General features: G+C 72.1%; 16 protein-coding genes. 6 read left to right on the forward strand and 10 right to left on the reverse strand.

Annotated features, from left to right (window positions below; all coding sequences use genetic code 11):
- Positions 1-71 precede the first annotated feature (71 nt).
- From ACFVVX_RS33900 to ACFVVX_RS33910, 3 genes are all read right to left on the reverse strand, one after another.
- On the reverse strand, positions 72-440 hold the full coding sequence (locus ACFVVX_RS33900; RefSeq protein ID WP_387951391.1) for a low affinity iron permease family protein: 369 nt from the start codon (positions 438-440) through the stop codon (positions 72-74).
- Positions 441-654: 214 nt separating this feature from the next.
- Positions 655-1,221 (reverse strand): SRPBCC family protein, encoded by a 567-nt coding sequence (locus tag ACFVVX_RS33905; RefSeq protein WP_387951393.1) that lies wholly within the window; start codon positions 1,219-1,221, stop codon positions 655-657.
- A 177-nt stretch (positions 1,222-1,398) separates the two neighbouring features.
- Positions 1,399-1,692, reverse strand: coding sequence for a WhiB family transcriptional regulator (locus ACFVVX_RS33910; protein ID WP_387951395.1), 294 nt, complete (start codon positions 1,690-1,692; stop codon positions 1,399-1,401).
- A gap of 283 nt (positions 1,693-1,975) precedes the next feature.
- On the opposite strand from ACFVVX_RS33910, the gene ACFVVX_RS33915 reads away from it, so the two are divergent.
- The gene (locus ACFVVX_RS33915) at positions 1,976-2,371 is read left to right on the forward strand and encodes an SsgA family sporulation/cell division regulator (RefSeq protein ID WP_387951397.1); all 396 of its coding nucleotides are present in this window, start codon (positions 1,976-1,978) and stop codon (positions 2,369-2,371) included.
- 125 nt (positions 2,372-2,496) lie between these two features.
- Here the strand turns inward: ACFVVX_RS33915 and ACFVVX_RS33920 are convergent, their stop codons facing one another.
- Together ACFVVX_RS33920 and ACFVVX_RS33925 are read right to left on the reverse strand one after the other, a co-directional pair.
- Positions 2,497-2,967 carry an ATP-binding protein gene (locus ACFVVX_RS33920; RefSeq protein ID WP_387951399.1) on the reverse strand — a complete coding sequence of 157 codons (471 nt, stop codon included), beginning with the start codon at positions 2,965-2,967 and terminating at the stop codon, positions 2,497-2,499.
- Positions 2,968-3,239: 272 nt separating this feature from the next.
- Positions 3,240-3,635, reverse strand: a complete 396-nt coding sequence (locus tag ACFVVX_RS33925) for an STAS domain-containing protein (protein WP_387951401.1) — start codon at positions 3,633-3,635, stop codon at positions 3,240-3,242.
- Positions 3,636-3,853: 218 nt separating this feature from the next.
- On the opposite strand from ACFVVX_RS33925, the gene ACFVVX_RS33930 reads away from it, so the two are divergent.
- The 3 genes from ACFVVX_RS33930 to ACFVVX_RS33940 all read left to right on the forward strand — a co-directional run bounded on the left by ACFVVX_RS33930 (position 3,854) and on the right by ACFVVX_RS33940 (position 11,990).
- On the forward strand, positions 3,854-4,840 hold the full coding sequence (locus ACFVVX_RS33930; RefSeq protein ID WP_387951403.1) for a SigB/SigF/SigG family RNA polymerase sigma factor: 987 nt from the start codon (positions 3,854-3,856) through the stop codon (positions 4,838-4,840).
- Between the two features lie 223 nt (positions 4,841-5,063).
- On the forward strand, positions 5,064-9,380 hold the full coding sequence (locus ACFVVX_RS33935; protein ID WP_387951404.1) for a HAMP domain-containing protein: 4,317 nt from the start codon (positions 5,064-5,066) through the stop codon (positions 9,378-9,380).
- A gap of 129 nt (positions 9,381-9,509) precedes the next feature.
- Entirely contained in the window at positions 9,510-11,990 is a 2,481-nt protein-coding gene (locus tag ACFVVX_RS33940; protein WP_387951406.1) for a SpoIIE family protein phosphatase, read from the forward strand.
- A gap of 120 nt (positions 11,991-12,110) precedes the next feature.
- Here the strand turns inward: ACFVVX_RS33940 and ACFVVX_RS33945 are convergent, their stop codons facing one another.
- From ACFVVX_RS33945 to ACFVVX_RS33955, 3 genes are all read right to left on the reverse strand, one after another.
- Positions 12,111-12,917 (reverse strand): hypothetical protein, encoded by an 807-nt coding sequence (locus ACFVVX_RS33945; RefSeq protein WP_387951408.1) that lies wholly within the window; start codon positions 12,915-12,917, stop codon positions 12,111-12,113.
- A gap of 253 nt (positions 12,918-13,170) precedes the next feature.
- On the reverse strand, positions 13,171-13,488 hold the full coding sequence (locus ACFVVX_RS33950; protein WP_387951410.1) for a hypothetical protein: 318 nt from the start codon (positions 13,486-13,488) through the stop codon (positions 13,171-13,173).
- 527 nt (positions 13,489-14,015) lie between these two features.
- Positions 14,016-14,741: a putative protein N(5)-glutamine methyltransferase gene (locus ACFVVX_RS33955; RefSeq protein WP_387951412.1), complete on the reverse strand. Its 726-nt coding sequence runs from the start codon at positions 14,739-14,741 to the stop codon at positions 14,016-14,018.
- 558 nt (positions 14,742-15,299) lie between these two features.
- Between ACFVVX_RS33955 and ACFVVX_RS33960 the strand changes: the two genes are divergently transcribed.
- Positions 15,300-15,899: a TetR/AcrR family transcriptional regulator gene (locus ACFVVX_RS33960; protein WP_387951414.1), complete on the forward strand. Its 600-nt coding sequence runs from the start codon at positions 15,300-15,302 to the stop codon at positions 15,897-15,899.
- Positions 15,900-15,939: 40 nt separating this feature from the next.
- Here the strand turns inward: ACFVVX_RS33960 and ACFVVX_RS33965 are convergent, their stop codons facing one another.
- A complete protein-coding gene (locus ACFVVX_RS33965; RefSeq protein ID WP_387951416.1) occupies positions 15,940-16,152 on the reverse strand; it encodes a hypothetical protein in 213 nt (70 codons plus the stop codon).
- 157 nt (positions 16,153-16,309) lie between these two features.
- On the opposite strand from ACFVVX_RS33965, the gene ACFVVX_RS33970 reads away from it, so the two are divergent.
- Entirely contained in the window at positions 16,310-17,329 is a 1,020-nt protein-coding gene (locus tag ACFVVX_RS33970) for an LD-carboxypeptidase (protein WP_387951417.1), read from the forward strand.
- Positions 17,330-17,583: 254 nt separating this feature from the next.
- Here ACFVVX_RS33970 and ACFVVX_RS33975 read toward each other — a convergent pair whose 3' ends face one another.
- Positions 17,584-18,144: a DinB family protein gene (locus ACFVVX_RS33975; protein WP_387951419.1), complete on the reverse strand. Its 561-nt coding sequence runs from the start codon at positions 18,142-18,144 to the stop codon at positions 17,584-17,586.
- Between the last annotated feature and the right edge of the window lie 21 nt (positions 18,145-18,165).

The raw sequence follows: 18,165 nt of genomic DNA on the forward strand, positions 1-18,165 counted from the left end.
CCGCTTCCGCCGGCCGCGGTCACGGCGACCCGGGGCGCCTCGTACTCCCGTACGCCCCTCGGGCGGAGCTCTCAGAGCCGCTCTTCCATCCGGATCGCCTTGCGGAGTTCCTTGTGGGCGCTGCCCTCACGGCTTTCGTGCTCTTCGAGGAGGGCTGCCGCGATCGCGTCGAGCTTGCGCTGGACGGCATGCTCGGCACGGCGCTCGGCGTTCTTGAGGAGCGCCAGCAGGAGCAGCGTGATCGCGGTCATGGTGTCACCGACGAGGATCTGCCACTCCGGCGACAGGCCGACCGCGTGGACCGTGAGGAAGGCGATCACCAGGAGGACGCAGAACAGCGAGAACGCCGGCGAGCTGGTGAGGTTGGACGCGGCCTCGGCAAGCCGCTCGAACCGGCCGCGCGCGCCGTCACTGCGGTCGGCGGGATGTGAGAGGGTCATGGCCCGTCCTTAGCGTCTGCCGTGTGCGGAGGCGTCCGGCAGCAGGCGCCGCTCGACTCCACCGCCTCCCGGCACGGCTGTCAGCGCCCGGCTTCCACGGGCGGGACGACCCGGCGTCGCGGCGGCGACCGGCCTGCCGGAGCCGGTCGGGGCCAGACCCGGCCCGGGCGCCGCCCTTCGAGGCACCGGCGCCCGGGTACCCGGAAATGGTCAGTCAGCCGTTCCGTATGTCGCCCGGGTCCTCGGGCAGGGGCGGCGCGCCCTCCCCGGTCATCCGGGCCTGGGGCCGCTCGCGCAGCGACGCATCGCCGCGGCCCGCCGCCCCGTCCGGTGCCAGCCGACCGCGCCAGCCACCGCTCTCACGGCCCTGCTCCTCGATGAAGCCCTTGAACCGCTTCAGGTCGCCCTTGACCTGCCGGTCCAGGACGCCGAGCGCGGCGCCTGCCTTCTCGGCCATGCCGTGCGGCTCGAAATCCATGGCCAGGCTCACCCGGGTGTGGGCGTCGTCGAGGCGCTGGAACGTCACGACTCCCAGCTGCTGGACGTCGCCGCCCACCGTACGCCAGGAGATCCGCTCGTCGGGGAGCTGGTCGACGATCTCGGTGTCGAACTCGCGCCGTGCGCCCGCCACCTTCGTCGTCCAGTGGCAGTGCCGGTCATCCGTCTGCCGGACCTCCTCCACGCCTTGCATGAAGCGCGGGAAGTCCTCGAACTGCGTCCACTGGTTGTAGACGCTGTGCAGCGGGACATCCACATCGATGGACTCCTTCACCTTGCTCACAACGGTCTCCTTCCGAATGACAGGCCGGACATTCCGTACCACCCGCGCGTCTGCCCTCATCTCGGGCACCCAATCGGGCATCCGGCATCTCGGGCACCCGATCGGGCATCCGGTCAGGCATCCCGCCGGGCATCGCGTCGGGCGGCCGACCCGGAGGCCGATCGGGAGGCTCGACCGTCAGGCGGCCCGCGAGGTGCGGGCCGGTCGGAGAAGTACCGCGCGCTCGGACTCGGACAGGCCGCCCCACACGCCGTAGGGCTCCCGCACCTCCAGCGCGTACCGCAGGCACTCGCGGCGGACGGGGCAACCCTGGCAGACCCGCTTCGCCTCCTCCTCGCGGTCCTCGTGGGCCTGGCCGCGCTCGCCGAAGGGGTGGAAGAACAGGCTCGCGTCGACGTCACGGCACTCCGCCGCGAGCTGCCAGTTCCAGTGGTCGTCGATGGCGCCGGGCAGGCGCGAGATGTCGGTCACGGAGTTCTCACCTCGACTGGTCGGGGATCGGGACGGTCGGTACCGCGGTCAGTACTGCAGTCGGTGCTGCAGTCGGTACTGCGGCCGGTGCTGCGGTCGGCACTGCAGCCGGTCCGGCCGCGGGGCGCCCCGGGGCGCCCCGGGCCACTCGGCCGCCTGCCCGCTTTCGCCGGTCCCATCCGCCTCGGTTTCAGGCATTCCCGCCCGGGCAGATGCGCTGCCACAGGAAAGCCGGCAGCAGCACAGTGGGGAGGCTCAGCCGATGGATGGGAGCAGCAGGGTGGTGACCGCACAGATCCAGGTCGGGCTGATCACGGCCGAGGGGGACGGCGTTGCCGTGCACTCCGCCTGGGTCTACGACACCAGGGATCCGCTCGCCGTCGGGATCGACTTCCGGCTCAGCGTCGGCACGTGCCAGCGGTGGGTGTTCGCTCGCGCGCTGCTCGCCGAAGGCCTCGACTCGCCTGCGGGTGAAGGCGATGTGGTGTTCGCGCCCGAGGCGGACGGCGTCCATGTGCTGATGCTGCTGTGCGGCGTGGACGGTGCCGCCGTGCTCCGCACGCGCACCGGCGACCTGCGGGGGTTCCTCCGCAGCACGTACGCGTGCCTGCCGCAGGGGGCGGAGCGGTGCGGGGACGCGCTGGATCGCTGGCTGCCCACCGTGCTCGACACGGCGTAGCCGCCCCGGTCCGGCACTGGCGACGGCGGTGGAGGTAGCGGTGGCGGCCTGTCCCGGCCGCCACCGCCTGCCGCGTCAGGCAACTTTTGCCCGTCGCGACGGGGCGAAGGTTGCCTGACGCGGCACTAGCCCTGCGGGAGGTCGATCTCGACCCAGACGGCCTTGCCGGGGGCGCCGACGCGCGGCTGGTGGCCCCATCGGCTGGCGAGCAGCGCGACGGTGTGCAGGCCGTGCCCGCCCGTGCGGACGGGCGAGTGCGGCACGCGCGGGCGGGGCGGTGTGTCGGAGCCGTCCAGCACCTCGATGCGCAGGGTGTGCGCGGTCGCGGACAGCACCAGCTGGTCCGGTCCGCCGGCGTGCTGGCAGGCGTTGGTGGCGAGTTCCGAGACGAGGAGCAGCACGTCGTCGGCCCGCGCCTGCCGGTCCGGGTCGACGGTGGGCAGCCAGCCCCAGTCCTCCAGGGCCGACCGGGTGTGGTCCCGGCAGCGTCCGACCGCTCCCGGGGCGCCGCTCAGGGTCAGCCTGCGGGTCTGGCCCGCGGCGGGCATCCCGGACAGGGCCGACCTGCTCGTGGCGCGGTACTCACTGGCGTTCATCTGTCCTCACTCGTACGACCCGAACTCTCACGACCCGAGCACTCACAACTGAGCTCTCACGACCCGAACTCTCACGACCTGAGCTCTCACGACCTGAGCTCTCACGACCCGACTCCTTCGACCGGCCGAGCCGGGTGGTGCGGCCGGCCGTCGCTTCCTTGTGCCCACCGGTTCGCAGGAGACACCGGTGAACACCCGCCGAGTCACGCCGGCCCCGTGAACGGCCACGACCGCGCCGCGGCTGCGGATCGCCGCCGGTGGCCGTGGCGTCATCAGGCGAGGGCGGAGCCGAGGTCCGTACGGATGTCGAACACGGTTTCCGCCCCGGTGACCTCGAAGACCCGGGCGACTGCGGGCTGCAGGCCGGCGAGGATGAGTGTGACGTGTGCCCGGTCCGCCTCGGTACGGGTGTTGAGCAGCAGGTTGAGGCCGGTGGAGTCGCAGAACGAGAGGTCGCGGCAGTCGACGACCACCCGCTGCTGCGGGCGCCTGATCGCCTCGTACAGCCGCTCGCGCAGGAGCGCGGTGCTGTCGTAGTCCAGCTCGCCGATCGGGGACACCACGACGGCGGTGCCCTCGGTCCGCAGATCGGCCCTCAGGCGTACGGCAATCGAACCTTCGCCGGGGTGCCGAGGGGCCGGGTTGGGTTCGGGGGCGCTCTCGGACATCGCTCTCCTTCGTCGGGTGGGCCGGCTGCACCTACGACCATACGGCGGCATCGTGCGCACGGTACGCCGCGTGGCGGAAGCGGTCGAGCGGCCGCACCAGGCCGTGAAGGACCGGTGAGGAGGCGGGGTTTCTACCGTGAAGTCGGGTCTGATCCGGGTGAGGCCGGGCAGGCGAGTCGTGCTGCCCGGAGCGGGTGACCACCAGCAGAGGAGAGAGCATGCCGAGCGTCGTGTCCCGCATGTCGACCCGTGACCGCGTCAACGACCCTGCGGCCCACGGCTCGACCGCACCTGCCGCGACCAGCGATGACGCGATCGCCGATGACCCAACCGTCGATGCGGTGGCGACCGTCGATGAGGTGACCCGCCCGACCGACTTCGTCCGGATGGCGGCGAGCCTCGGAATCGAGGCGGACCAGCCGGCGGCCGTGTGCCCGACGGACGCGCGCCAGCTCTCCAAGGTGCTGTTCGTCCGTCTGCGCGCGGCGGAGGAGGGCACGGCCGAGTACTCGTACGTGCGCGGCACCCTGATCGAGCTGAACATGGCGCTGGTGAAGTTCGCGGCGAGCCGATTCAGCCACCGCAAGGAACCCTTCGAGGACCTGCTCCAGGTCGGCACGATCGGCCTCATCAAGGCCATCGACCGCTTCGACCCGTCGTTCGAGGTCGAGTTCTCCACGTTCGCACTGCCGACCATCAGCGGGGAGATCAAGCGGTTCTTCCGCGACACCGGCTGGATGGTGCACGTCCCCCGCCGCCTGCAGGAGTTGCGCCTGGTGCTGGCCAAGACCAGTGACGCGATGGAGCAACTGCTCGACCGCGCCCCCACCCCGGGCGAGTTGGCGGCGCATCTGGGGCTGACCGAGGACGAGGTGCGCGAGGGCCTGATCGCCTCCCAGGCGCAGAGCGCAGCCTCCCTCGACGCCCCGGCGCCCGGCAGGGACCAGACGGACGGGGGCACCGCGCTGACGGACCGGATCGCGCAGGAGGAGGGCGCCTTCGAGACCGTGCTCTGCCTGGAGGCCCTCAAACCGGTCCTCGCCGCCCTGCCCGAGCGGGACCGCACCATCCTCTCGCTGCGCTTCGGGGCCGACTTGACGCAGGGGGAGATCGGCCGCCGACTGGGCATCTCGCAGATGCACGTGTCCCGGCTGCTCAGCCGGATCCTGACCGGTCTGCGGGCCGAACTCCAGGCCGAGGCCTGACCCGCCGCCCGTCGGAACCCGGTCCCGGAACCCGGTCCTGATCCTGGTCCTGGAATCCGGTCCCGATCCCGGAACCCGGTCCTGGTCCCGGTCCCGGTCCTGGACGGTACGGACGCGTGCCCGGCACGGCTTCGGCACGGCCCCCGGCCGCGTTCGAAGCCGGGTCGGGCGTTGACTGTGGCGGGCCCACGGCCCGGCGCTCTACGAGAAAGGCCACGTCCCGATGGCTGGCACGACCAAGGACCAGGCGCAGCACCCCCCGAGCGGTGGCACCGCGCAGGTCGGCGAACCGGACCTGCGGCGCCTGCTGGCCGGCCTGACCGCCGTACGCGACGGCGACTTCGGCACCCGGCTGCCCGACGACGCGGACGGCCTGCTGGGCGAGATCGCCACCGTGTTCAACGGCATGGTCGACCAGCTCTCGCTGTTCACCTCCGAGGTGACCAGGGTCGCCCGGGAGGTCGGCACCGAGGGGCAGCTCGGCGGACAGGCGGAGGTCCCCGGCGTTTCGGGGACGTGGAAGGACCTGACCGACTCCGTCAACGCGATGGCGGGCAACCTCACCAGCCAGGTGCGCGACATCGCCCAGGTCGCCACCGCCGTCGCCAAGGGCGACCTCTCCCAGAAGATCGACGTCGCCGCGCGCGGCGAGATCCTGGAACTCAAGAACACCGTCAACACCATGGTCGACCAACTCTCCGCGTTCGCGGGCGAGGTGACGCGGGTGGCCCGCGAGGTCGGCAGCGAGGGCAGGCTCGGCGGCCAGGCCCAGGTACCGGGAGTCGCGGGCACCTGGCGCGACCTGACCGACTCGGTCAACTTCATGGCTGGCAACCTCACCGACCAGGTGCGCAACATCGCCCAGGTCACCACCGCCGTCGCCAAGGGCGACCTCTCCCAGAAGATCACCGTCGACGCCCGCGGCGAGATCCTCGAACTCAAGAACACCGTCAACACCATGGTCGACCAACTCTCCGCGTTCGCCGACGAGGTGACCCGCATGGCCCGCGAGGTCGGCACCGAGGGCATCCTGGGCGGCCAGGCCGACGTCAAGGGCGTCTCGGGTACCTGGCGCGACCTGACCGACTCGGTCAACTTCATGGCGGGCAACCTCACCGCGCAGGTCCGCTCGATCGCCCAGGTGGCCACCGCCGTCGCCAGGGGCGACCTGTCACAGAAGGTTAACGTCACCGCCCGCGGCGAGATCATGGAGCTCAAGGAGACCATCAACACGATGGTCGACCAGCTCTCGTCCTTCGCCGGCGAGGTGACCCGGGTGGCCCGCGAGGTCGGCACCGAGGGCAACCTCGGCGGCCAGGCGACCGTCCGCGGCGCCTCCGGCACGTGGAAGGACCTCACCGACAACGTCAACGTGATGGCCTCCAACCTCACCGGCCAGGTCCGTTCCATCGCCCAGGTGGCCACCGCCGTCGCCAAGGGCGACCTCTCGCAGCGGATCAACGTGGAGGCCAAGGGCGAGGTCGCCGCGCTGGCCGGCGTCATCAACACGATGGTCGACACGCTCTCCGCCTTCGCGGACGAGGTGACCCGGGTGGCCCGCGAGGTGGGCACCGAGGGCACGCTCGGCGGGCAGGCCCGGGTCCCGAACGTGGCCGGCACCTGGAAGGACCTCACCGACAACGTCAACTTCATGGCCCACAACCTGACCAGCCAGGTCCGCAACATCGCCCAGGTCACCACGGCCGTCGCCCGGGGCGATCTCACCCGCAAGATCGACGTGGACGCGCGCGGCGAGATCCTCGAACTCAAGACCACCATCAACACCATGGTCGACCAGCTGAGCGCCTTCGCCGCGGAGGTCACCCGGGTGGCCCGCGAGGTCGGCAGCGAGGGCCGGCTCGGCGGCCAGGCCGAGGTCGAGGGCGTCTCCGGCACGTGGAAGCGGCTGACCGAGAACGTCAACGAGCTGGCCGGCAACCTCACCCGCCAGGTCCGGGCGATCGCGGAGGTCACCGGTGCGGTCGCCGAGGGCGACCTGACGCGGTCGATCACCGTGGACGCCTCCGGCGAGGTCGCCGACCTCAAGGACAACATCAACTTCATGGTGGAGTCGCTGCGCGAGACCACCCGGGCCAACGAGGAACAGGACTGGCTCAAGTCCAACCTCGCCCGGATCTCCGGGCTCATGCAGGGCCGGCGCGACCTCACGGTGGTCGCCGAACTGATCATGGATGAGCTGACCCCCCTGGTCTCGGCCCAGTGCGGCGCCTTCTACCTCGCCGAGGAGAGCGCCGGCACCGTGTTCCTCAACCTGATCGGCTCCTACGCCTTTCCGGCGGGCGCCACGCCCACCCGCTTCGAGCTCGGCGAGTCCTTCGTCGGCCAGGCCGCGCGCAGCCGGCGCACGATCGCCGTCGACGACCTGCCGCCCGGCTACCTCAGCGTCTCCTCCGGCCTGGGCCGCACCGCGCCCGTCTCCCTGGTGGTGCTGCCCATCGTGGTCGAGGGGCAGGTCCTCGGCGTCATCGAGCTGGCCACCGTCCGGACCTTCTCCACCGTCCATCTCGCCTTCCTCGAACAGCTGATGGAGACCATCGGCGTCAACGTCAACACGATCGTCGCCAACGCCCGCACCGACGAGCTGCTCGGCGAATCCCAGCGGCTGACCTCCGAACTCCGCGTCCGATCTGAGGAGTTGCAGGCACGCCAGGAGGAACTGCAGTCGTCCAATGCCCAGTTGGAGGACAAGGCGGCACTCCTCGCGGCGCAGAACCGAGACATCGAGACCAAGAACCTGGAGATCGAGCAGGCCCGCCAGGAGCTGGAGGACCGCGCACACCAGCTGTCGCTCGCCTCCAGCTACAAGTCGGAGTTCCTGGCCAACATGAGCCACGAGCTGCGCACCCCGCTCAACAGCCTGCTCATCCTCGCCCAGTTGCTGGCGCAGAATCCGACGAGGAACCTGACGGCCAAGCAGGTCGAATACGCGGGCATCATCCACTCCGCGGGCTCCGACCTGCTGCAGCTGATCAACGACATCCTCGACCTGTCCAAGGTCGAGGCGGGGAAGATGGACATCACCCCGGAGCGGATCCCGCTGCGCAAGCTCCTCGACTACGTCGAGGCCACCTTCCGGCCGCTCACGAGCCAGAAGAGCCTGCGGTTCGCCGTGGAGACCGCGTCGGCGCTGCCGGTGGACCTGCTGACCGACGACTACCGGTTGCGGCAGGTGCTGCGCAACCTGCTGTCCAACGCGGTCAAGTTCACCGAACGCGGCGGGGTGGCGCTGCGGATCGAGGTGGCGGACGAGGCGCAGGTGCCGGAGGTCGCGCGCCGCGAGGACGGTCCGGTGATCGCCTTCCACGTCGTGGACACCGGTATCGGGATCGAGCCCGAGCATCTGGAGAGCGTCTTCGGGGCGTTCCAGCAGGCGGACGGGACGACCAGCCGCAAGTACGGCGGCACCGGCCTGGGCCTGTCGATCAGCCGGGAGATCGCCTTCCTCCTCGGGGGTGCGATCACCGCGGACAGCGTGCCGGGCCGGGGCAGCACCTTCACGCTGTACCTGCCCGCCGCCCGGGCCGAGTTCGTCGAGCTGAACACCCAGAACCCGCCGGCGGCACTGGAGGCCGGGACCGGCCGGACAGCCGGGACGGCCGAGGCCGCCACCGCGGGCGCCCGCGACGAGGTGTCGGCGCCCGCGGCTCCCCCGGCGGCTCAGCCCAAGCGGCTGCTCGTCGTCGAGGAGCGGCCGCGCGGTCTGCTGTCGCTGGTCGCGGAGAGCGCCGTCGCCGACCTCGCGGGCTCCTCGGACCTCGGGGACCGACGGGCCCCGGTGGAGGTCATCACCACGGTCGGCGCCCAGGAGGCGGCCACGACACTGGCCGCGACACCGTGCCACTGCGTGGTGCTCGAACTCGACCTGCCGGGCGGCGCGGCCCTGCACTTCCTGGAGGAGATGGCCCGGGACGCCGCCCTGCACGGCGTGCCGGTCCTGGCGCACAACAACCGTCGACTGGGCGCCGAGCAGGAGCGTCTCCTGCAGCAGCGGGCCACCCTGCAGCCGCTCGAACTGCTCTCCAGTCTCGACGAGTTGCGTGAGCGCATCACCCTCCACCTCAGCGCCGACCAGCCCGGTGACGTGCTGCCGCTGGTGCGCACCGGGGATCCGGCCACCGCACTCCCCCCGGACGTCGACAACGCGCTCGCCGGGCTGACGGTGCTGGTCGTCGACGACGACGACCGCAACCTCTACGCGCTCACCGGGATCCTCGAACTGCACGGCATGCGGGTGCTGCAGGCCGAGAACGGCCGCGCGGCGATCGAGGTCCTCACCGGGCACCACCACATCGACCTGATCCTGATGGACGTGATGATGCCGGAGATGGACGGCTACAGCGCCACCGCCGCCATCCGTGCGATGCCCGAGCACGCGGACCTGCCGATCATCGCCGTCACCGCCAAGGCCATGATCGGCGACCGGGAGAAGAGCCTCGCCTCGGGAGCCACCGACTACGTCACCAAGCCGGTCGACGCGGTCGACCTGATCGCCCGGCTCGAACGGTGGCTGCGGCCGTAGCGGCCGACCGCACCACCACCACCCGCACCATCGCCGGCGGCACCACCGCCGACCGCACCACCACCGCACTGAACCACCACCGCACTGAACCGCCGCCGCACTGAACCGCCGCCGACCGAGGAGACACCGATGCACGACGCGCCACAGCCTCGGGACGCGGAAGGGCAGCCGCACCCACAGGCCCGGCCCGAATCCACCACCGCGCCCGGCCCGGCCGGGCCCCGCCCCTCGGCCGTGGCACAGCGCGGGTCGGCCGACCGCCCCGCCGAGCGGACGCCCCCGCCCGCCGGCGGGGGCGCGGTGGGCCGGCTGACGTCCACCGTCGACCGCCTGCGCCGCGAGCTCACCCGGGCGCAGGAACAGGCGGACGGACGGGCCCTGGTCGAGCTCGCCAAGGGAATCCTGGTCGAGCGCCTGGGCGTCTCCCCCGCCGAGGCCGGCCGCCAACTCGACACCCTGGCCGACCAGTCGACGCTGTCCGTCCTGGAGTTGGCAGCCGACCTGGTCAACCAGGCCTCGCACGACCGGATCGCCGAGCTCGCCCGCGAGTTCGTGGTCTCCGCGGGCGAGCCGTCGGTGGGCGTTCGGCTGCGCAGCGCCGAGACGGGGGCGCTGGGCGCCTCCGATGTCCAGGCGGTGGCACAGTCGGTGCTGGAGCACGCGGTGCGGCCGCTCGGGGCGCAGGCGGTGGCGATCTGGGCGGCCAACTCCGACCAGTCCCTGACCCTGGCGGGAAGTGCCGGGTTCGCCGACGAGGAGGCGCTGCGCTGGCGCCATGTCCCTCCCGGTGTTCCCGTCCCGGCACGCCGCGCGCTGACCGAACGGGCCTTCGCGGCCTACGAGTCGATGGCCGCGTCGGGCCTCCCCTCCATCGGGCAGCGGGAGTTCGGCGGCGGACGGCTGGCGGTACCGGCCGGATCCGGCGGCCGGATCACCGGTGTCCTGGAGGTCTGCTGGAGCGGCCGCATGCCTGCGCAGTCGCAGTCCCTGCACCGGCAGTTCGAGGCCCTGGCCGAGCTGTGCGCCACCGCTCTGGAAGCGCATCCGGCCACCGGGGGCGGTGGCAGCGGCGTCGACCCGCAGACGGCCGACCTGCTGGAGCTGGTCCACGGTCTGCAGGACCCCTGCCTGGTGATGCACCCGGACCTCGACCCGGCCGGCCGGGCGCGCGATTACCTCATCAGGCACGTCAACCCGAGCTTCGAGGACTTCGCCGGCCGCCCGCGCAGCGCCATCGTCGGCGCCCGGCTGCTGGAGGCCTACCCGCTGGCCGCCGAGCCGGGCGGCCTCTTCGAGAAGATCGAGTACGTCCTGGCCACCGGCGAGTCGTTCCGCTCACCGGGGATGAACCTCTCCGCGCTGGTCGACGGCGTCCCGCTGACCACCCGGGCCAGCGTGAGCGTCAGCCGCCACGGGACCAGCGCGGTCGTCATCTGGCGGACCGAGGACGGCGCCGCCCGCGTCGCCAGCCTGCTGCAGCACGCCCAACGCCTCGGGCGCATCGGCGGGTTCGAGGAGAACCTGCGCACCGGCGAGATCGCCTGGAACGACACCCTGTTCGACCTCCACGGCCTGCCGCCGAACGCCGAGCCCATTCCGCTCGAACACCTGCCCGCGCACGCGCACCCCGACGACGAGCACACCATCGGCCGGTTCCTGCGCACCCTGCTGCACCACCAGCGGCCCGCCTCCACGGCCTTCCGCCTGCAGCGGGCCGACGGCATCGCCCGACACATCCGGGTCGTCGCCGAACCCGTCCTCGGCGCCGACGCCCGCATCACCGCCGTCCGCGGCGCCTACCAGGACGTCTCCGCGCAGCACTGGACCGAGGTCGCGCTCGCCGCCACCCGCGACCAACTCGCCCACACCGAACAGCAGGCCGCCGAGCGCAACCGGCTCGCCCTGCAACTGCAGCACGCCATCATGCCGCCGAGCCGCGGCCCGCTGGACCTGCACGACCTGCGGGTGGCCGTGCGCTACCGGCCCGCCGAGAAGGACCACCTGGTCGGCGGCGACTGGTACGACGCACTCGCCCTGCCGACCGGCCAGGTGCTGCTGTGCGTGGGCGACGTCGCCGGACACGGCATCGAGGCCGCCACCGGCATGGTCGCCCTGCGCAACGCCCTGCGCGGCCTGGCCGCCACCGGCGCCGGACCGGGCCAACTCCTGGGCTGGCTCAACACCGTGACACACCATCTGACCGACAACGTGACGGCGACGACCATCTGCGCCCTGTACGACCCGCGCACCCGGGCACTGCGCTGGGCCAGGGCGGGCCACCTTCCCCCCGTCCTGCTGCGCGACGGCCGGGCCACCGAACTGCCCACCGTGGCCGGGATCCTGCTGGGTGCGATCGACCAGGCCGACTACGAGGAGGGCGAGATCCGGCTCAGGGCCGGGGACACCCTGATGATGTACACCGACGGCCTGATCGAGCGCCGGGACCGCTCCCTGGAGGAGTCCCTCGCCGACCTGCTGACCACCGTCGGGGCCACCGCCGGAACCGCGGACGGCCTCACGGAGCTCGAGCGCCGACTCGACCACCTGCTGCGGTACAGCAGTTCCGACACCGACGACGACACCTGCCTGATCGGCATCACGGTCTGCTGACCCGCCCGCCCGCCCGGGCGGCGCCGGCCCTGCGGCCGGCTCCGGCGGGCTGCGGCGGCGGGGTGGAGCAGGAGGGCAGGGCGGCTCGGCCGGCGTCCTGCTCCACCGGTGCGGCCGGGCTCAGCCGAGCAGGAGGTACTTGGTGGACGGGGTGCCCTGGTTGTAACTGCAGTCGGTGTTCTGGGTGGTGGCGCTGTAGGTGAAGCCGGAGGGGATGGTGCAGGCCCAGAGGCCGCTCACCGGGACGCGGATGTGGAAGGTCGTCGCCGGGACGCCCGGCTGGATGCTGCAGGTCGTCGTGTAGGTGATCCGGTCGTACGTCCAGCCGGGGTTGGCGGTGCACGAGGTGAGGCCGTCGACCGGGGTGCGCAGGTGGTACGTGGTCGCGGGGACGTTCGGCTGGAAGCTGCAGTTGTAGGTGTACGTGATCGAGTCGTAGACGAAGCCCGGCGCGGACGTGCAGGCGGTGAGGCCGTTGACCGGGGTGCGCAGGTGGTAGGTCGTGGCGGGGACGTTCGACTGCTGGCTGCAGCCGTAGGTGAAGGTGACGGAGTCGTACACGAAGCCCGGCGCGGACGTGCAGGCGGTCAGCCCGTCGACCGGGGTGCGCAGGTGGAACCGGGGCGCCGTCCAACTGCCCGAGCTGCACTGGGTGGACTGGCTCACCTGGTCGTAGACGTACCCGGTCGGGACCGAACACGCCCAGGTGCCGTCCAGCCCGGTGATCGCCGTGGTGACGGTGGCTGTTCCGGCGGTGGCGGTGGTCGCGGCGGTGGTCGCGGCGGTGGTCGCGGCGGTGGCGGTGGCCGCCGTCGCCGCACCGGAGAGCAGGAGAGCCAGGGCGGCGAGGGCGGCGAGCAGGAGGCGGACAAAACCGGTGCGGACGGGACCGGTACGGGCGGTGCGTGCGGTGCGTGCGGCGGACATGGGTCTCCCAAGGAGTGGCCGGTGGCATGGGGTCGCACGGTGACACGGGCGCGGATGCGCGCCCGTCGCCGGTTCTAGCACGCCACCCCCGCCCGGCGCCCTGGGCGGGCGGGGCGGACGGTCACCCTGTCGGCCGCCGTCCACTCCCGACCGCGCCGAGCCTCCGGGCGGGCTCAGCCGAGCAGCACCGCCGCCTCCTGCCGCGCCTGGCGTAGCCGCCGTGCGCGAGTGGCCGCCGGGCGACGGCACACCACTACGGGAGCATCGGGCCGATCGAGACCCAGGTGGAGTACACCCGGCCACTGCCGCAGTTGGCGGTGGCGGTGCCGTCCCCGAGCCGGAGGCCGCTGCTGACGGTGATGCCGGACTGGCACTTGGCCCAGACGGACCAGGCCCGACGGGGTTCGAGGCCGCCACAGACGCCGACGCCGAACGGGCCGGAGGGGTAGGCCACGCACGAGCCCGTGGTCGGCGGGTCGACCAGGGTCCGGGCCTGAGCGGCGGTCGGCACGGCCAGCGCGGCGGCCGAGGCGAGAAGCGAGGTCATCAACAGTGCTGCGGTGCGGCGCATCGAGGAGGATCCTTCCGAAAAGCGGCTGTGGCAGGGCGAACTCGCTGATCTGAAAGGTGGAGTGAGTCCCTCTCAGTTGTGCGAGGCGGGTGAATCCTGCGGGGGGCGTGTGACGGGTGTCAACGAAGAGATGACGCGGGCGAGCGAATACGCGCCACCGCGCCGCGCCCGGAAAGCACGGCGGCTTCCCCGACGCCTACCGGCGAAACCGCACGCGCCCAAGCTGCCGGTCAACTGCCGCTCTGCGCACGCAGGCCACCCCGCGCCCGTCCGGGAGTGCCGGACCACCAGCGCGACAGCCGGGCCGCCCGTCCTGACGGCTCCCCTTCGAAACTGCCTGTCCACGCCGGCCACGACTCCCCGCGCCCTTGGCCCCGGACAGGCCCTCGCGCCCCAGGAAGGCGCAATCCCCCGCCCGACGAACCGACGAACCGGCGACCCGACGGGAACACCGGCAGCCGACCACCGGAACCCGACCACCGGCAGTCCGCCATCAGCTCGGCAGCACCCGGCGGCTCGGAGCGCGGTCAGGCCCGGGTCGCCGTCACCACGGTCGCGTCCAGGTCCTCGCACCACCCCAGGACCGGCGAAAGGCCCGCCTCGCCGGCCACCGCCAGCGCCGTCGGCGCCTGGCGCTCACTGGTCTCGAACAGCAGCGCCCCACCCGGCGCGAGCCACTCGGGCGCCGAACGCGCCACCCTGCGCAGCACCTCCAGCCCGTCCGCACCGCCGTCCAGCGCCGGGCGTGCCTCGTGCACGCGCGCCTCCGCGGGCAGCAACTCGATGTCGGCGCTCGGCACATAGGGAACGTTCGCGATCAGCACCTCCACCCGCCCGCGCAGCGCGTCCGGCAGCGCCCGGAAGAGGTCCCCCTCGTACACGCCGGCCGCCACGCCCGCCAGATTGCGCCGCGCGCACCGCACCGCCGCCGCGTCCACGTCCGCCGCGTGCAGCTCCACCGGACGCCCGACCGCCGCCACCACCGCCGCGCCCAACGCGCCGCTGCCGCAACACAGATCCACCACCAGCGCGCCCTCGCCCACCAGGGCCGCCGCGCTGCTCACCAGGAACTCGCTGCGCCGCCGGGGCACGAACACGCCCGCGTCGACACCGATCCGCAGACCGCAGAACTCCGCCCATCCCGCCACGTGTTCCAGCGGTCGGCCCTCGGCCCGACGGCGCACCATCAGCGCCAACTGGGCCGGCGACTCGGCCGCCTCGAGCAGGACCCGCGCTTCGTCCTCAGCGAACACACACCCTGCGGCCCGCAACCGGGCCGCCACCGAGGATCGCAGCAGGGAGGAAGAGAAAACCGACACAAGAACCCCTCAGGCAAAGGAAGAATCAACCTGGGGCTTCCCCGGGGGAACGCGCCACCCCGGCACCGAGCAGTCCCATCGCCACGCCCGAGGGCAGCGGCTAGGACAACGGCGCCACAACGGCCCGACCGCGTACGGGGAGCACCCGCTCCAGCACACCGGTCATTGGGTCCCACCTCCCCTGATAGCAGACGGTCACAGACAGCTGCCGCCACAGTACACCACCGGCCACCCCGCTCCGGCCGCTGCGGGATCGGGCCGGGTGGCGCCGACGACGCAAGGGCGCCGGGCCCGCGCCGCACGACTGCGCCACCTGCCACAGCCAGGGCTGTTCGTGCACAGATCGGAGGAGTTCACGCACCGAGCGGCACTCCCGGCCCCGGCGGTACAGTGGGCATGCGCCCCTTATGACTGGGCGGATGCCCATTCACCAGGGCGGATGCCCACTCGCCGACGGAGGGCGGGCATGGCAACCACCGAAGGAGACCCACCGTGCCGACAGGCGTAGCCATCCGCGACCCTCGCGAGCAGCTGTTCGACGCCGCCGAACGCGTCCTGCTCCAGGACGGGCCCAGTGGGCTGACCAGCCGCGCGGTCACCACCGAGGCCGGCTGCGCCAAGGGCGTCCTGCACCGGCACTTCGCCGACTTCGACGCCTTCCTCGCCGACCTCGTCCTGGAGCGCGCCGCCCGCATCCGCAGCCAGGCCGCCGACCTGCAGGACCTCGCCGGCACCGGCACCGTCGCCGAGAACCTCAGCACCGCCCTGACCGACCTGTTCGAGTCGGTCGCCGTGGCGATCGTCAGCCTCGTCACCTCCCGCGACAGCCTGCGCGCCCGGCTGCGCGAGGCCGCGCCCACCGGCGTCCCGCTGCTCACCGAGGCCACGGCCATGATCGCGTCCTACCTAGCCGCCGAGCGCGAACTGGGCCGCATCACCGCCACGAGCGACATCGACGCCCTCGCCCCCACCCTCATCGGCACCGCGCACATGCTCTTCGCCGACCGTACGGGCACCCCGCCGGAGCCCGCGGCCGTCCACCGGGCCATCGCCACCGTCATCGCCGGCGCCGTACCGCAGCCCACGCACTGACCCGGCGTCCCGGCGGTACCGGTACGAGCGGCCCGACCGATCACGGTACGGGTCGCACCGCCGAGTCGGGCACCCGCCAGTCTAACGGGTCCAGCTCCACCTCCCAGCCGGGGAGGGCGGCGAGCGCTCCGGCGTTGACGGGGGTACGCAACAGGCAACGGTTGCGGACGAGTTCACGCCGCTCGGCGGGGGTCAGCAGCGCTCCGGCGTAGTCGGGCTCCCCCACACCGTCGAGGTCGGTGCGACCGTCCACATGGACCTGCTCCAGCCGGGCGGTGCGGTAGTGCGCCCGAACACCCCTCCGGCATCCGGTACGCGAGCCCGCGTCCGGAGCGGGAAGGGCCTGCGCCGGGGCGGACGGCCGGCGAAAGTCGCGTGACCCCACCGAAGGCACCGGCGACACTGACGCCATGACTGGTTCCGCACTGCCTCAACTGCTCCGACCGCGCGCCCTGAGGCCCGGAGACCTCGTTGTCATCGCATCGCTGTCCGGTCCGCTGCCGGCCGCCTACGAGCCCAACGTCGAGCAGACGGTGGTTGTGCTCGAGCGGATGGGATTCCGCGTGCGTCGGGCTCCGTTGCTCGAAGCAGGACGCCACCATTGGTGGAGCGCGGCCACGCCGGCGGAGATCGCCGGGGAGCTCAATGGTCTTCTGCGTGATCCCGAGGTGCGCGCGATCGTCGCGAGTGACGGCGGCCAGACGGCGCTCGGCTACCTCGACCTGATCGACGTCGAGGCGATCAGGGCCGACCCCAAGCCGATCCTCGGCCACAGCGACATCTCGCTGCTGCACCTGGTGCTCCATGCGCGCACGGGTCTGGTCGGGTTCCATGCCGACATGGCCGTCCCCGGTTTCGGCGGACACTGGCAGTCCGCGCCCGTGGCGCGCCAAGCGGAACTCGAGAAGCTCTACTCCAGATTGCTGACCGGTACCGAGGCGATCGGTGCGCTGCCGCCGAGCCCGTCGTGGGAGTGCTGGCGTCCCGGTCGTGTCGAAGGGCCGCTGATCGGCGGGGTGATCAATCGCATCGTGCTGGCGCAGGCGACGCGATTCGCGCTGCCGCTCGAACGGTTCGACGGTGCGGTGCTGTTCTGGGAGGAGATGGGCGGCCTGGCATCGCACGTGTGGAGCTATCTGCAGGTGATGCGGCACAGCGGCATCCTCGATCGGATCTCCGGCATGGTCGTGGGCGTTCCGCGCGAGATCAGCGGACTCGAGCCCGGTGCGTCCCCCACCCTGCCCGAGATCGTCCTCGACGTCCTCGGCGACCGTGACATCCCGGTCCTGGGCAACGTCGATTTCGGGCATGCCGGCCCGAATCTGCCGATGCCGGTCGGCATTCGCGCCGGCCTCGATGCGCAGCAGCGGACGTTGTCACTGCTCGAACCGGCGGTAGGGCCGCACGCGACGACGGGACCGGTCAGCTGAGCACCGCGGATCAGTGCGCCAGAAGCTCAGTTCCTGACGGCAGGGACCACCAACCCGGTGAACGTACGCGGTCACAGCACTGGCCGCTGCTCTGGCCACCACGGTCGGCCTGTCCGGCCCCGACCCCGAGGGGCGTCCGGAGCCGGGTCCTCGTCCAGGTGGTCGAGGACCCGGTCATCGGCTGACGCACCGCACCCGCGTTCGCAGCGTTTGCCTCAGTTCCCAGCAGTTGTCTCAGTTCGCCGGGAGCGACCTCACTGGCCGACCCTTCCGTCGACGCACTCGCGCAACAGATCGGCGTGGCCGCAGTGCCGGGCGTACTCCTCGATCCGGTGCACGAGCAGCGACCGGACGGTGATCTGGTCCTTCCCCACCCGCTCGCCCAGATCCGGGTGCGCGGCCAGCGCGGCGTCGGTCGAGGCCTGCTCGCGCGCCAGATCGGCGAACGCCGCGTCGACCTCGGCCTGATCGGCGACGGCCCCGTCGAAATCCGCGTCCCGCTTCCCGTACAGCTTCGGCAGCGGGTCACCGTCGCCGATCCAGTTCTGCCAGTCCCGCTCCACCTCGGCGAGGTGCCGCACCAGCCCGAGCAGCGACATCGTCGACGGCGGAACCGACCGCCGGGCCAACTGCTCCGCGTCCAGGCCCTCGCACTTCATCCGCAAGGTGATGCGGTAGTCCGACAGGTAGTCCTGCAGCGTCGCGAGCTCGCCGTCCGGACCAGGTCCCTCACTGTTGCGGGGGTCGTTGTCCGGGTCGGCCCACATGTCGGGGTAGACGGTTGCCTGGGTCCATCGTGCAGGTTGATCATTCATTCGACCATGGTCGTTCGTCAG

Source organism: Kitasatospora sp. NPDC058170, from assembly GCF_042883905.1.
Taxonomy (GTDB): Bacteria; Actinomycetota; Actinomycetes; order Streptomycetales; family Streptomycetaceae; genus Kitasatospora.